The following is a 14,462-nucleotide window of genomic DNA, read 5'->3' as shown; positions in this document are numbered from 1 at the left end:
CATGAACGCCACTGCGCATCCATACGCTCCCCAGCTCCGCGTCCCCGCCACCTACATGCGGGGCGGCACCAGCAAGGGCGTGTTCTTCCGCCTGCAGGACGTGCCGGAGCCGTGCCGCCGGCCCGGCAGCGCCCGGGACCGTTTCCTGCTGCGGGTGATCGGCAGCCCCGACCCCTACGGCAAGCAGATCGATGGCATGGGCGGAGCCACCTCCAGCACCAGCAAGGCTGTCATCGTGGCGGCCAGCGAACGGCCCGACCACGATGTGGACTACCTGTTCGGGCAGGTCTCCATCGACACGCCCTTCGTGGACTGGTCCGGCAACTGCGGCAACCTGTCCGCCGCGGTCGGCGCCTTCGCCATCAGCGCCGGGCTGGTGGCCCCTGCCCGCATCCCCCGCGACGGCCTGTGCACGGTGCGCATCTGGCAGGCCAACATCGCCCGGACCATCATCGCCCACGTGCCGGTCCGCGAAGGCGAGGTCCAGGAGACGGGCGACTTCGAACTGGACGGCGTGGCCTTTCCGGCCGCCGAGGTGGAGCTTGAGTTCCTCGACCCCGCCGCCGACAGCGACGGTGACGGCGGCGCCCTGTTCCCCACCGGCAATCTGCTCGACGAGCTGGACGTGCCCGGGGTGGGCCGCTTCCAGGCGACCCTGATCAACGCCGGCATCCCGGTGATCTTCCTGGACGCCGCGACCCTGGGCTACACCGGCACCGAGCTGCAGGACACCATCAACGGCGACGCCCCGGCACTGGCCCGCTTCGAGGCGATCCGCGCCCACGGCGCCCTGCGCATGGGCCTGATCGCCAGCCTGGACGAAGCCGCCCGGCGCCAGCACACCCCCAAGATCGCCTTCGTCGCCCCCCCCACCGCCTACCTCGCCTCCAGCGGCCGGACGGTGGCGGCCGACGAGGTGGACCTGCTGGTCCGCGCCCTGTCGATGGGCAAGCTGCACCACGCCATGATGGGCACCGCCGCGGTGGCCATCGGCGCGGCGGCGGCCATCCCCGGCACCCTGGTGAACCGCGCCGCCGGCGGCGGCGAACGCCGCAGCGTGCGCTTCGGCCACCCCTCCGGGACCCTCCGCGTGGGCGCCGAAGCCCGCTGCGAGCACGGCGCCTGGCAGGTCACCCGCGCCCTCATGAGCCGCAGCGCCCGCACGCTGATGGAAGGCTGGGTACGCGTCCCCGGAGACGGCCTGTGAATCCCGCGCCCCTGCCACCCGCCCCCTCACCGCTTTCAGGAAACCCCATGTCCACTCGCCAGACACTCCGCGCCCTGGCCGACGCCCGCCGCGGCGTCCTCGTGCCGGGCGCCTTCAACGCCCTGTCGGCCCGGGTCATCGAAGACCTCGGCTTTGAAGCCATCTACATCACCGGCGCTGGCGTCACCAACATGTGCTTCGGCCTGCCCGACCAGGGCTTCATGGGCCTGGCGGACATCGCCGACCACACGGCGCGCATCCGCGACGCGGTGAGCCTGCCCCTCATCGTCGATGCCGACACCGGCTTCGGCAACGCCCTCAACGTGCGCCACACCGTGCGCACCCTGGAACGCGCAGGGGCCGACTGCATCCAGTTCGAAGACCAGGTGGCGCCCAAGCGCTGCGGCCATTTCTCGGGCAAGGACGTGATCCCCACCGAGGAGGCCGTGAGCAAGATCAAGGCCGCCGTGGATGCCCGCCAGGACGGCGACCTGCTCATCATGGCGCGCACCGACGCCTGCGCCACCCAGGGCTTCGAGGCCGCCGTGGAGCGCGCCCTGAAGTTCGCCGAGGCAGGCGCCGACATCCTCTTCGTCGAGGCGGTGACCCGCGCCGAGGAGATCCGCGCGCTGCCGCAGCAGCTCCCCCGCCCCCAGTTGATGAACATGGTCATCGGCGGCCGCACGCCGATCTTCGATGCCGATCAGTTGGGACAGCTCGGCTATGGCTTTGTCCTGTATGCCAACGCCGCGCTGCAGGGCGCCCTGGCCGGCATGCAGAAGGCCCTGGGCGTCCTGCGCGACACCCGCCGCCTGGATGAGGATCCGGCCCTGGTCACCCCCTTCGCCGAGCGCCAGCGCCTGGTGGGCAAACCCGACTGGGACGCGCTGGAGAAGCACTACGCCTGACGGCCCTGCCGCTCCATAAGCTTTTCGCCGCCGGGCCTTCTCTCTTCTCTCCCTAGCTAGTCTCTCCAGGACTAGGGCCCGGCCGGCTTTTTTATTCAAAAGCCATGAAACCCCGCCGCCCCGCGACGGCTTCACGCTGCTCGTCCGCAGCGTGCTGGAGGACTGCTTCACCGGGTGGCGCCTTCAGCTCGCCCGGAAGGTCATGCACGCCCCCTGGAGCAAGGCCGCTGCGGTCTGAGGACCAGGGTCAGGGCGCCCCATCCTCGCGGAGCAGCTCGATGCCGGCCAGCTCGGCGAAGCTGCGCTCCCGCATCACGCTGACAAAGTCGGCCATATAGGGCCGTCCGGCCGCGCTGGTCAGGGTGGCGGCATGCAGACGGCCGGTCAGTCCGGTAGCTCCGATCGGACGTGCCAGCACGTACTTGCGATCCAGATAGCCTTGCACCGCCCACAGGGGCAGCGCGGCGAGGCCCCGGCCGCTTGCCACCAGTTGCAGCATGGCCACGGTCAGCTCGGTGGTGCGGCGCGCCGGACGCACTCCGGCCGGCTCCAGCACGCAGCGCACCACATCGAGCATCTCGTCCGGCACCGGGTAGGTGATCAGCGTCTGCCCCGCAAAATCCGCCGCCTCCAGATAGGAGTGGGTCGCCAGCGGATGGCCATTGGCCAGCAGCGCGACGATCTCGAAGCGGAACAGCGGATGGTAGGCAATGGCCGGGTCGGCTTCCGGCTCGGCCACGATGGCCAGGTCGGCCCGGCCCTGGTGGAGCAAGCCCACCGGGTCCGGGTGGAATCCCGAAACGATGTCCAGCTCCACCTCCGGCCAGCGGCTGCGGAAGCTGTCCATGGCCGGCATCAGCCAGTCGAAGCAGGTATGGCACTCCACCACGATGCGCAGGCTGCCGGCCCGGCCCGAAGCCAGGCGGGCCAGGTCACGCTCGGCTTCGTCCACGCCCGGCAGGACCTCGTCCGCCAGGCGCAGCAGGCGCGCGCCCAGGGCCGTGAACACCAGGGGGGCCGACTTCCGCTCGAAGAGCGCCCCCCCGTAGCGATCCTCCAGCTGCCGCACCTGTTGGGACAGGGCCGACTGGGTCAGGCTCAGCAGATCGGCCGCCCGGGTGAGGCTGCCGGTGGCCCGCAACGCGAACAGCGTGCGCAGGTGACGCAGTTCAAGGATGGAAGTCGCCATTATTAGCTCTGCTAATGCTTTTTCTTAGAATTAATCGTTTGAATAATAATCACCCTGCGCCAATCATGACAAGCCCTTAGATCTGTTTCCCCGGAGCTTCCATGATCCACACCCACATCCTCGGTTTTCCCCGCATCGGCGCCCAGCGCGAGTTGAAGTTCGCCCTCGAAGCACACTGGCGCGGCGAACTCGACCGACCCGCCCTCGAAGCCATCGGCCGCGACCTGCGGGCACGCCACTGGGCCCTGCAGCGGGACGCCGGCCTGGACTGCGTCAGCGTGGGCGACTTTGCCTTCTACGACCACGTCGCCGGCCACATCCAGCTGCTCGGCTGCGAGCCCCCGCGCTTCGGCTTCTCGGGCCGCGAGGACGAACTGGAGAGGCATTTCACACTGGCCCGCGGCGTAGGCCATCCGGCCCTGGAGATGACCAAGTGGTTCGACACCAACTACCACTACCTGGTCCCGGAGTTCCTGCCCGAGACCCGTTTCCGGCTTGCCTCCGGACGCCTCTTCGCCGAGGTCGCCGAAGCCCGGGCCCTGGGCCACCGGGTCAAGGTGACCCTCCTCGGGCCGCTCAGCTTCCTGTGGCTGGGCAAGGAAAGGGGCGGCCAGCCCTTCGACCGCCTCGCGCTGCTGGAACACTTGCTGCCGGTGTATGGGCAGATCCTGCAGCGCCTCAAGGCCGAAGGCGCGGAATGGGTCCAGGTGGACGAGCCGATCCTGGGCCTGGACCTGCCCGGCCCCTGGCGGGCCGCCTTCGAAGCCGCCTACATCGCCCTGGCATCAGCCGGCGCACGCCTGATGCTGGCCACCTACTTCTCGCCGCTCGCCGACCAGTTGCAACTGGCCTGCCGGTTGCCGGTGGACGGCCTCCACATTGATGCCGTGCGCGCGCCCGACGAGGTCCTCCGGGTGGCCGACTGGCTGCCGGCCCACAAGCAACTCTCGGTAGGCATCATCGACGGCCGCAACATCTGGCGCTGCGACCCGGACCGCGCCCTGGCCACCCTCAAACCCCTGCGGGAACGCCGTGACACCCTGTGGCTGGCCCCCTCCTGCTCGCTGCTGCATGTTCCGGTCAGCCTGGCCGGGGAGGCCGGCGCGCACAGTGGCATCGACAGCGAACTGAGTCACTGGCTGGCCTTTGCCACCGAGAAGCTGGACGAGCTGGCCCTGCTCAAGCGCGCCCTGACAGACGGTGAAGACAGCGTGCGGAACGAGCTGGCCATCGCACGCCAGCACCTGGCCGACCGCCGCGCCAGCCCCCGGGTGAGCAATCCGGCGGTTGCCGCGCGCCTGCGCAGCCTGGGCCCCGACGCCGATCGGCGCGCCGCCCCCTTCCCCCAGCGCCAGGCCCGCCAGCGGGCGCGCTTCGGGTTGCCTCCGCTGCCGACCACCACCATCGGATCCTTCCCCCAGACCCGCGAGATCCGTGCCACCCGGGCCGCCCACAAGCGCGGCGAGATCGGCGGCGGCGCCTACCAGGCCGCCATGGAGGCAGAGATCACCCTGGCCGTGCGCAAACAGGAGGCCCTCGGCCTGGACGTGCTGGTGCATGGCGAGGCCGAGCGCAACGACATGGTCGAGTACTTCGGCGAACGCCTCGACGGCTATGCCTTCTCGGCCAACGGCTGGGTCCAGTCCTACGGCTCGCGCTGCGTGAAGCCGCCGATCATCTTCGGCGACGTATCCCGCCCCCGCCCCATGACCGTGGCCTGGACATGCTTTGCCCAGAGCCTGACGCCTCGCCCGATGAAGGGCATGCTCACCGGACCGGTCACCCTGCTGCAATGGTCCTTCGTCCGCGACGACCAGCCCCGCGCCGACACGGCCTTGCAGATCGCCCTGGCGATCCGCGACGAGGTTGCCGACCTGGAGCAGGCCGGGATAGGCATCATCCAGATCGACGAGCCGGCGATCCGCGAAGGCCTGCCCCTGCGTCGCGCCGGCTGGCGGGACTACCTCGCCTGGGCCAGCCGGGCCTTCCGGATTGCCGCGTCGGCGGTGGGCGACGACACCCAGATCCACACCCACATGTGCTATTCGGAGTTCAACGACATCCTGCCGGAGATCGCCGCCATGGACGCGGACGTCATCACCATCGAGACCAGCCGTTCCGGCATGGAACTGCTCGGCGCCTTCGGCGAGTTCCGCTACCCCAACGAGATCGGGCCGGGCGTGTATGACATCCATTCGCCGCGGGTGCCGGATACAGGTGAGATGGTGGCACTGCTGCACAAGGCCCGCCGCGTGATTCCCGCCATCAACCTGTGGGTGAATCCGGACTGCGGCCTGAAGACCCGGGGCTGGCCGGAGACCGAGGCGGCCCTGCGCAACATGGTGGCAGCCGCACAGGAGGTCCGCCGCCAGGTAGCAGCGGAAGCCTGACACCGGAGGCCGCCGCCGGCCTTTCAGGTCGGGAGGACGGGATGCCCGTCGTCCGGATCGATGGCCCGGGGGCGGCCCTCTCCATCCACCGCCACCATCTCGAAGCACCCCCGCAGGGCCGGGGTGCGCTCCCCGCCGGCCAGGGTCTCGGCCATACCGCTGACCTCCACGCTCATCGACGAGCGCCCGACACGGATGATGCGGCCGGTCAGTTCCAGCATCTGGCCCAGCTTCACCGGCACATGGAAATCCACGTGCCCGGAGGCCGCCATGACCACCGCGCAGCGGGCGAACCGCGTCGCCGTGACGAAGGCCGCCTTGCCGAGCAGGCCCAGTGCATTGCCACCGTACAAGGTGCCGTAATGGTTGGCCTGATCGGGAAAGACCATCTCGACAAAGACGGTCTCGCGCGGGCGGGAAGGTGGCGTCGTGGAAGGAGTAGCAAGTGTCATGGATGCGTACCGGGGTTGAGGAGACGCTTCGCAATATACGCATCCGGAAAACACCGGAAGCCACTGAAATGGCGAAGATTTTCCAGGGGAAACCCGTGCGTTTGCGAAGCTTGCGAACCCGCCGCACGCTGCTCCGGCCGAGCGCACAGCCCTTCCCGACCCACTACCCATTGACCCCAAAGCCACCCCACCCACTACATACGGGAAAATCCTTGACAGCCCGCCAGCCCCCCTCCTACACTCCGCCCCGTCATTGGTTCCCCGACAGGGGATGAAAAGGGAAGCTGGTGCGAGGCGACACGCCTCAATGCCAGCACTGCCCCCGCAACTGTGATCGGCGAGTTTCGTGCCCCCACTGCCACTGGATGCGCTCCGGGAAGGCTGGCACGACACACGGACCCGAGAGTCAGGAGACCTGCCATGGCCCATTCCTTCAATGCTTTTGGGGCGGGGTGTCCCTGAAACGAGGAGCGGTCCCGCCGCCACCGTGCGCCGGGGCTGCCATTCCCGCCAGGGGAGCCAGCCGCCGTGTTGCCGGGTGGCACCCACCGGGTCCTCGATTCTCCGCCCCCCAACTCGGAGAATCGCCTTGCTCGCCACCGCCCTGCCCCCCAGCACCAGCCAGCCCGACAGCCACGACCCGACCCTTGCCGCGTTGCAGGTCATCCGCCGCAACGGGGCCGTGGTCGCCTTCAACGCGGACAAGATCGCCGTGGCCATGAGCAAGGCCTTCCTGGCCGTCGAGGGCAGCGGCAGCGCCGGCTCGTCCCGGGTGCGCGAGATCGTCGGCCGCCTCACCGACACCGTGCTGCGGGCCCTGACCCGGCGCCTGCCCGACGGTGGCACGGTGTCCATCGAGGATATCCAGGACCAGGTGGAGCTGGCCCTGATGCGCTCCGGCGAACACGACGTGGCCCGCGCCTACGTGCTCTATCGCGAACGCCGCGCCGCCGAACGGGCTGCCGCGCCGGCCGAGGCCCGTGAGCAGACGGTGCTGCACGTGGTGGACGGCGGGCGCCGCATCCCCCTCGACAGCGCCGCCCTGCTGCGCACCTGCCAGGCCGCCTGCAGCGGGCTGGGCGAGGGCGTATCGGCCCCGAGCGTGCTCGACCACGCCCTGAAGAACCTCTACGACGGCGTGCCCCTCGCCGACGTGGAGCAGGCCCTGATCCTCGCCGCGCGCAGCCTGATCGAACGGGAGCCGGCCTACAACCAGGTCACCGCCCGCCTGCTGCTGGCCAGCCTCGGCCGGGAGGTGCTGGGCCACCGCATCGGGCTGGACGAACTGGCCGGCACCTATGCCGACTACCTGCCCGAATTCGTCCGCAAGGGCATCGGCGCCGAACTCCTCGACCCACGCCTGGCCGAGTTCGACCTCCCGCGCCTGGCCGCCGCACTGCGCCCCGAGCGCGACCTGCAGTTCGGCTACCTGGGCCTGCAGACCCTCTACGACCGCTACTTCCTGCACATGGACGGGCGCCGCATCGAGCTGCCGCAGGTCTTCTTCATGCGCGTCGCGATGGGCCTGGCCCTCGGTGAGATCGACCGGGAGGCCCGCGCCATCGAGTTCTACGACCTGATCTCGAGCTTCGACTTCATGTGCTCCACGCCGACCCTGTTCAACAGCGGCACGCGCCACCCGCAGCTCTCGTCGTGCTACCTCACCACCGTCTCGGACGACCTGGAAGGCATCTACCAGGCGGTCAAGGAGAACGCCCTGCTGCAGAAATACGCCGGCGGCCTGGGCAACGACTGGACCCCGGTGCGCGCCCTCGGCAGCCTCATCAAGGGCACCAACGGCCAGAGCCAGGGCGTCATCCCCTTCCTCAAGGTGGTCAATGACACCGCCGTGGCGGTGAACCAGGGCGGCAAGCGCAAGGGCGCGGTGTGCGCCTACCTGGAGACCTGGCACCTGGACATCGAGGAATTCCTCGACCTGCGCAAGAACACCGGCGACGAGCGGCGCCGCACCCATGACATGAACACCGCCAACTGGATCCCCGACCTGTTCATGAAGCGGGTCATGGACAACGCCGAATGGACCCTCTTCTCGCCGGTGGACACCCCCGACCTGCACGAGCGCTTCGGCGCCGACTTCGAGGCCGCCTACACCGCCTACGAGGCCAAGGCCGCCGCCGGAGAGCTGCGCCTGTTCAAGCGCATCCCTGCCGTGCAGCTGTGGCGGCGCATGCTCACCATGCTATTCGAGACCGGCCACCCCTGGCTCACCTTCAAGGACGCCTGCAACCTGCGCTCGCCGCAGCAGCATGTGGGCGTGGTGCATAGCTCCAACCTGTGCACCGAGATCACCCTCAACACCTCCGACAACGAAACCGCGGTGTGCAACCTGGGCTCGGTGAACCTGCCCGCCCACCTGAAGGACGGCCGGCTCGACATGGACAAGCTGGCCCGCACCATCAGCACCGCCCTGCGCATGCTCGACAACGTGGTGGACATCAACTTCTACGCCACCCCGAAGGCCCGCCGGGCCAACCTGCTGCACCGCCCGGTGGGCCTCGGCATCATGGGCTTTGCCGACTGCCTGTATGCCCTCGGCCTGCCCTACGCCTCGCACGAGGCGGTGGACTTCGCCGACCGGGCCATGGAGGCGGTGTGCTACCAGGCCTACTGGGCGTCCACCGAACTGGCCCGCGAGCGCGGCCGCTACAGCAGCTTCGACGGCAGCCTGTGGAGCCGCGGCATCCTGCCCCTGGACTCCCTCGGCCTGCTGGAAGCAGGGCGCGGCGGGCAGCTGGAGGTGGACCGCGAGGCCCGCCTGGACTGGGCCGCCCTGCGCGAGCGCATCGCCCGCCACGGCATGCGCAACTCCAACTGCGTGGCCATCGCCCCCACCGCCACCATCTCCAACATCGTCGGCGTGTCCGCCAGCATCGAACCCGGCTACCAGAACCTCTACGTCAAATCCAACCTGTCCGGGGAGTTCACGGTGGTCAACGAAGCCCTGGTGCGCGACCTCAAGGCCCTCGACCTGTGGGACGAAGTGATGGTGGCCGACCTCAAGTACTTCGACGGCTCCCTGGCCCGCATCGACCGGGTGCCGGACGAACTCAAGGCCCGCTACGCCACCGCCTTCGAGATCGACCCGGTGTGGCTGATCGAAGCCGCCGCCCGGCGCCAGAAGTGGATCGACCAGGCCCAGTCCCTCAACCTCTACCTGGCCACACCGTCCGGCCGCAAGCTCGACGAGATCTACAAGCTGGCCTGGCTGCGTGGCCTCAAGACCACCTACTACCTGCGCACCCTGGGCGCCAGCCAGATGGAGAAATCCGGCGGCCGCGACGAGCCCGCCCCCACGGGCGACGAAGCCCCGCGCTTCTGCGCCATCGACAACCCCGAATGCGAGGCCTGCCAATGAGCGCGCTGCACTTCAACGACTGGGACGACGCGCCCGTACGGACCACCCCGCCTGCCCGCCCCGCCCCGGCACAAGCCGGGACTGCGGCACCGGCACCCGCCGCGGCCCCCGGCCCGTCCCTGGCCCCGGTCAACGCCGCCGACAAGCGCATCGTCGGCGGCAAGACCGACATCAACCAGCTGGCGCCCTTCAAGTACCCCTGGGCCTGGGAGTTCTTCCTCAAGGCCAACCGCAACCACTGGACGCCCCTGGAGATTTCCATGGCCCAGGACGTGCACGACTACCACCACAAGCTCAGTGGCGCCGAGCGCCATGTCTTCGAGAACGTGCTGGCCTACCTCACCACCTCCGACATCCTGGCCATGCGCAACATCGGCCTGGCCGTGATGGAGAAGATGAGCGCTCCCGAACTACAGATCTACCAGGCCCGCCAGGTGTATGAAGAAGCCCTGCACACCTGGACCTACCAGCACTGCATCGAGAGCATCGGCCTCGACCAGCAGGAGATCTACAACCGCTACCGGGTGGTGCCCGCCATCCACGGCAAGATCGCCCTGGCCAACCGACGCCTGGAGCGGGTCATGCGCCCCGACTTCGATCTGGCCGACCGGGACAACCTGCACGAATTCGCCCTCTCCTACTTCTTCTTCGCGGCCATCTTCGAGGGCTGCTGGTTCTACAACGGCTTCACCCCCATCTTCGCCCTGCAGCGCCGGGGCCTGATGAAGGGCGCCGCCGAGCAGCTCCAGTACATCATGCGCGACGAGGTGCTGCACTGCGCCTTCGGCATCCGGGTGGTGCGCGAACTGCTCAAGGAAGAGAACCTGAGCCTCGACCCGGCCGCCCTGAAAACCCTGTGGGACGAAGCCGAAGCCGCCGAGGCAGCCTACGCCGCCTACATCCTGCGCGACCCCATCCTCGGCTACAACGCCGACCTGCACACCCGCCAGTTCCGCTTCATGGCCAACCGCCGCGCCCGCCAGGTCGGCCTCGCCGAACCTTTCCCCGGCGCCGAGAACGTCCTGCCCTGGCTCGACGAACAGGCCAACCTGCGCAAGGAGAAGAACTTCTTCGAGACGCGGGTCACGGAGTACCAGACGGGAGGGGCGCTGGCCTGGGAGTAGGCAGACTCGCGGGCACGGGAAAAGCCCCCCGCCCTACTCCCCCGCCAGCGCCACCACCGGGTCCAGCCGCGCCGCCTGGCGGGCGGGGAGGTAGCCGAAGAGCAGGCCGGTGACCACCGCGCAGGCGAAGGCGCCAAGCATCGCGGTGAGGGAGAAGATCACCGGCACGTCCCACAGCAGCATGAGCCCGCCGGCCACCAGCCCGGCCGCCACGCCGAGCAGGCCGCCGGCCACGGTGAGGAGCACCGATTCGGTCAGGAACTGGCGCAGGATGTCGCGCTGGCGGGCGCCGGTGGCCATGCGGATGCCGATCTCGCGGGTCCGTTCGCGCACCGTCATCAGCATCACGTTCATCACGCCGATGCCGCCCACCACCAGGGATACAGCGGCGATCAGGCCGAGCATCATGGTCATCGCCTCGCGGGTCTCCATCTCGGCCTGCAGCTTGGCAGCGGCATTGCCGATGCCGAAATCCTCGCGCCCGTGGCGTTCCAGCAGGACCCGGCGGATGGCCTGTTCGGCGGCCAGCACCTGCGCCGCACCGGCGGCCTCGATCACCGTGTAGTCGGGCTGGGTCTGGGCCCGGTAGACCCGCGCCCGCCCGGCCCGGTAGGGGATGAAGACCATGTCGTCGTAGTCCTGGCTGCCGGATTCGGCCCCCCGTTCGGCCATCACCCCGATGACCTCGAAGGGCGCCGTGCCGATCAACAGATGCCGGCCGATGGGGTCGCCGCCGCCGGGGAAGAAGTGCTCCCTGGCCTTGTGGCCGAGCACCACCAGGGGGGCCAGGTCGCTGTCTTCGCGGGCGCTGAAGAAACGCCCGGCCGCCAGGGGCCAGTGGTGCATGCGGGGCATCGCCTCGGTGCCGGCAAAGACGTAGAGGTTGCGCTCCATGTTTCCGCGCCGCACCGAGATCGGGTCGCCGATCACCGGCATCACCCGGGCCACCTCGGGCAGGCTGGCGATGGCGGCCAGATCCTCCTCGGTGACCATGCCGGCTGGTCCGCCGGTGGGGGGCGGCCGGCTGCCCATGTACATGATGGTGGCGCCCATGCTGCCCATCTGGGTGGCCACTTTCTGGCGGGCGCCCTCGCCGATGGCCAGCATGGCGATCACCGAGGCCACGCCGATGACGATGCCGAGCAGGGTCAGGCCGGTCCGGCCGCGGTTCATGTTCATGCCGCGCCAGGCGCTGCGGGCCGCCTCCTTCAGCTCGGCGCGCCAGGCGCCTGCGGCGGACCCGGCCGGCGGGGCGTCGGGGAAACGGGCCTGCGCAGCCTCCTCTTCAAGGGCCTTCCCCTGCCCCGCCGGCACGCCGGAATCGGCGACGATCAGGCCGTCGCGGATCTCGATCACCCGGCGGGCCTGGGCCGCCACACGGTGATCGTGGGTGATCAGGATGATGGTGTGCCCAGCCTCCGCCAGCTCGGCCAGCAGGCGCATGACCTCGGCGCCGCTGCGTGAGTCGAGGGCGCCGGTGGGCTCGTCGGCGAGGATGATGCGTCCGCCATTGACCAGCGCCCGGGCGATCGACACCCGCTGCTGCTGGCCACCGGATAGCTGCCGGGGGCGGTTGTGCTGGCGGTCCCCGAGGCCCAGCCGCTCGAGCAGCGCGCTGGCCCGCGCAGAGCGCTCCGACTCGTCCAGGCCGGCATACACGGCGGGGACCTCGACGTTCTCACGGGCGGTCTCGCTGGCGATCAGGTGGTAGCCCTGGAAGACGAAGCCAAAAGCTTCGCGCCGCAGCCAGGCCAGGCGGTCGGCATCGAAGCCGGCCACGTCCTGCCCGGCAAAGAGGTACTGGCCGGAGGTCGGGCGGTCCAGGCAGCCCAGGATGTGCATCAGGGTGGACTTGCCGGAGCCCGAGGCGCCGACGATGGCCACGAACTCGCCGGCATGGATGTCCAGCGACAGGCCGCGCAGCACCTCCACCACCGGCTGCTCGCCACCGCCGTAGGTCTTGCGCAGGTCGCGCAGGGCGATCAGGGGAAGGTCCGCGGCGCTCACCAGGTGAATCTCCGCGGGCCGCCATCAAGACGGCGCTCGGCCACCACCAGGGCCTCCCCCTCGGCCAGGCCTTCGCGCACTTCGATCATGTGGCGATTGCGCACCCCGGCCAGGATCTCGCGCCGCTCGACCTCGCCGGTGGCCTTGCGGACCCGGGCACTGAAGCGGTCCGCCGCGCCCGCCACCGGCTCCAGGGCGGCCAGCGGCGCCTGCAGCCGGCCTCTGGCGGCGGCAGTGATGATGCTGACCTGGGCCGTCATCTGGGGCATCAGCTCGCCGTCGGCATTGTCTACGTCGAACAGCACCGTGTAGGCCACCGCCTTGCTGGCAGCCGGCTGGGCGCTGCTGCCCTGCACCGCCGGCGCCGGGCGTGGTGCAGGCAGGATCTGGCGCACACGGCCAGTCCAGCGCCGCGGCGCGGCCTCACCATGGCCACCCAGGGTGGTGAAGTAGACCGCCTGGCCGGCCTTCACCTGGCGGACATCGGCCTCCGACACCTCGGTCCATACCGTCATGCCCGACAGGTCGGCGATGCGCAGGATGTGCGGTGTCTGGTAGGTGGCGTTGAGGGTCTGGCCTTCCCGCGCCTCGACGCTGACCACCGTGCCGGCCATCGGCGCATCGATCCGGGTGTAGCCCAGGCGGGCCTCGTCGGCCTGCAGGGTGGCCTGGGTCTGGCGGATCTGGGCCTTCAGGTTGTCCACCCGGGCCTGCGCCGCGGCCAGTCCAGCCTCGGCGGTATCCACGTCCTCCTGGCGGGTCGCCTCGTCCCGCGAGAGCTGCTGCTGGCGGGCCTGCTGCAGGGCGGCCAGGCGCAGCTGGGCCTGCTGCTCGGCGAGCTGGGCGTGCAGGCCGGCCAGCGCGGCACGTCCGGCATCGACGGTGGCGCGCTGCACGCTGGGGTCGATCTCGACCAGCAGGTCACCCTTGCCCACCACGCTGCCCGGTTGGACGTGCAGCCGGGTGATACGCCCGGACACCTGGGCGCCGATGTCTACATAGCGGCGCGGCTCGAGGGTGCCGATGGCGGTGACGGTGGCCTCGATGTCACCCCGCGCCACCCCGGCCGTTTCGTACTCCAGCGTGGGACGCAGGGCCCATCCCGCTCCCGCGGCCACCATGCCGGCGAGGGCGAGCAGCCCTGCCAGCCGGCGCCACAATCCTGGCCGGCCCATCATTCCCCCACCCTGAAGCTGAGGCTGGCGGTATGCCGGACTTCGGCGTAGCGCCTGCCGTCCACCTCCGCGCCGCCGTCCATGCGGGCCGACACGACCAGCACGTAGAGCCCCGGGAAAGGCGTGTCCAGGCTGACGCTGCCATCCTCCGCCGGCCGCAGCGTCTTCTGCCAGCCGGCCGCCGTGCTCACCCGCACCAGCGACGCGCTGACCGGCTCACCCTTCCAGTACAGGCGGAAGGTCGAGCCGCCGGGGCGGGTGGGGGCCAGCTCCAGGTCGTTCACCGCGCGGGTGTCATGGCGGCCGCTACGGGCGTGCAGGTATTCGAGGGTGCCCGCGGCATCCACCGTCCGGGCCGAGAAGCGCAGATCGCCGGCAGGCGCGGCGGGAATCTCCCAGCGTGCGCCCTCGGCAGGGAGCGCCAGCTTCTGGCCGGAGGCGGCCAGCGCCCGTGCATCGACAAGCCGGGCTTCGCGCGGTGTGCCGAGTTCGCCCACCTGCACCCGGGCACCCGGCCCATCCGCCTCGATCCACGCATAGTCTGCGCGGGCGGCGGGCGCTGCCAGCAGGGCCAGAGCAAGCATGGCAAGCCCGCCCGCATGTTTGAATGACTTCATTTCCATTCCAGTCCGGA

General features: G+C 69.9%; 10 protein-coding genes and 1 riboswitch. Of the genes, 5 read left to right on the top strand and 5 right to left on the bottom strand.

Annotation, left to right across the window (positions count from 1 at the left end):
• Position 1: 1 nt before the first annotated feature.
• Together prpF and HHL15_RS22995 are read left to right on the top strand one after the other, a co-directional pair.
• Entirely contained in the window at positions 2-1,207 is a 1,206-nt protein-coding gene (prpF, locus tag HHL15_RS23000; RefSeq protein ID WP_169148158.1) for a 2-methylaconitate cis-trans isomerase PrpF, read from the top strand.
• 47 nt (positions 1,208-1,254) lie between these two features.
• Positions 1,255-2,115, top strand: coding sequence for an isocitrate lyase/PEP mutase family protein (locus HHL15_RS22995; protein WP_169148157.1), 861 nt, complete (start codon positions 1,255-1,257; stop codon positions 2,113-2,115).
• A 247-nt stretch (positions 2,116-2,362) separates the two neighbouring features.
• Here HHL15_RS22995 and HHL15_RS22990 read toward each other — a convergent pair whose 3' ends face one another.
• Positions 2,363-3,304, bottom strand: coding sequence for a LysR family transcriptional regulator (locus tag HHL15_RS22990; protein WP_169148156.1), 942 nt, complete (start codon positions 3,302-3,304; stop codon positions 2,363-2,365).
• 101 nt (positions 3,305-3,405) lie between these two features.
• Between HHL15_RS22990 and metE the strand changes: the two genes are divergently transcribed.
• Positions 3,406-5,694 (top strand): 5-methyltetrahydropteroyltriglutamate--homocysteine S-methyltransferase, encoded by a 2,289-nt coding sequence (metE, locus tag HHL15_RS22985; RefSeq protein ID WP_169148155.1) that lies wholly within the window; start codon positions 3,406-3,408, stop codon positions 5,692-5,694.
• Positions 5,695-5,717: 23 nt separating this feature from the next.
• Here the strand turns inward: metE and HHL15_RS22980 are convergent, their stop codons facing one another.
• Positions 5,718-6,146, bottom strand: a complete 429-nt coding sequence (locus HHL15_RS22980) for an acyl-CoA thioesterase (protein WP_169148154.1) — start codon at positions 6,144-6,146, stop codon at positions 5,718-5,720.
• Between the two features lie 236 nt (positions 6,147-6,382).
• Positions 6,383-6,583, top strand: a riboswitch (cobalamin riboswitch).
• A 152-nt stretch (positions 6,584-6,735) separates the two neighbouring features.
• Here HHL15_RS22980 and HHL15_RS22975 point away from each other — a divergent pair.
• Entirely contained in the window at positions 6,736-9,522 is a 2,787-nt protein-coding gene (locus HHL15_RS22975; RefSeq protein ID WP_328825079.1) for a ribonucleoside-diphosphate reductase subunit alpha, read from the top strand.
• Positions 9,519-10,646 carry a ribonucleotide-diphosphate reductase subunit beta gene (locus HHL15_RS22970; protein WP_169148152.1) on the top strand — a complete coding sequence of 376 codons (1,128 nt, stop codon included), beginning with the start codon at positions 9,519-9,521 and terminating at the stop codon, positions 10,644-10,646. The genes HHL15_RS22975 and HHL15_RS22970 overlap by 4 nt, the downstream gene beginning before the upstream one ends.
• A gap of 33 nt (positions 10,647-10,679) precedes the next feature.
• Here the strand turns inward: HHL15_RS22970 and HHL15_RS22965 are convergent, their stop codons facing one another.
• From HHL15_RS22965 to HHL15_RS22955, 3 genes are read right to left on the bottom strand one after another with little or no spacing between them, the layout of a single operon-like run.
• Positions 10,680-12,653 carry a MacB family efflux pump subunit gene (locus HHL15_RS22965; RefSeq protein ID WP_328825078.1) on the bottom strand — a complete coding sequence of 658 codons (1,974 nt, stop codon included), beginning with the start codon at positions 12,651-12,653 and terminating at the stop codon, positions 10,680-10,682.
• Positions 12,650-13,831, bottom strand: coding sequence for an efflux RND transporter periplasmic adaptor subunit (locus HHL15_RS22960; RefSeq protein ID WP_206198933.1), 1,182 nt, complete (start codon positions 13,829-13,831; stop codon positions 12,650-12,652). The genes HHL15_RS22965 and HHL15_RS22960 overlap by 4 nt, the downstream gene beginning before the upstream one ends.
• Entirely contained in the window at positions 13,828-14,445 is a 618-nt protein-coding gene (locus HHL15_RS22955; protein WP_235943624.1) for a hypothetical protein, read from the bottom strand. The genes HHL15_RS22960 and HHL15_RS22955 overlap by 4 nt, the downstream gene beginning before the upstream one ends.
• Positions 14,446-14,462: the final 17 nt, after the last annotated feature.

It is taken from the genome of Zoogloea dura (assembly GCF_012927165.1).
GTDB lineage: Bacteria > Pseudomonadota > Gammaproteobacteria > Burkholderiales > Rhodocyclaceae > Zoogloea > Zoogloea dura.
Note: the sequence above shows the minus strand (reverse complement) of the source record. Positions and strands in the feature narration are given on the sequence as shown.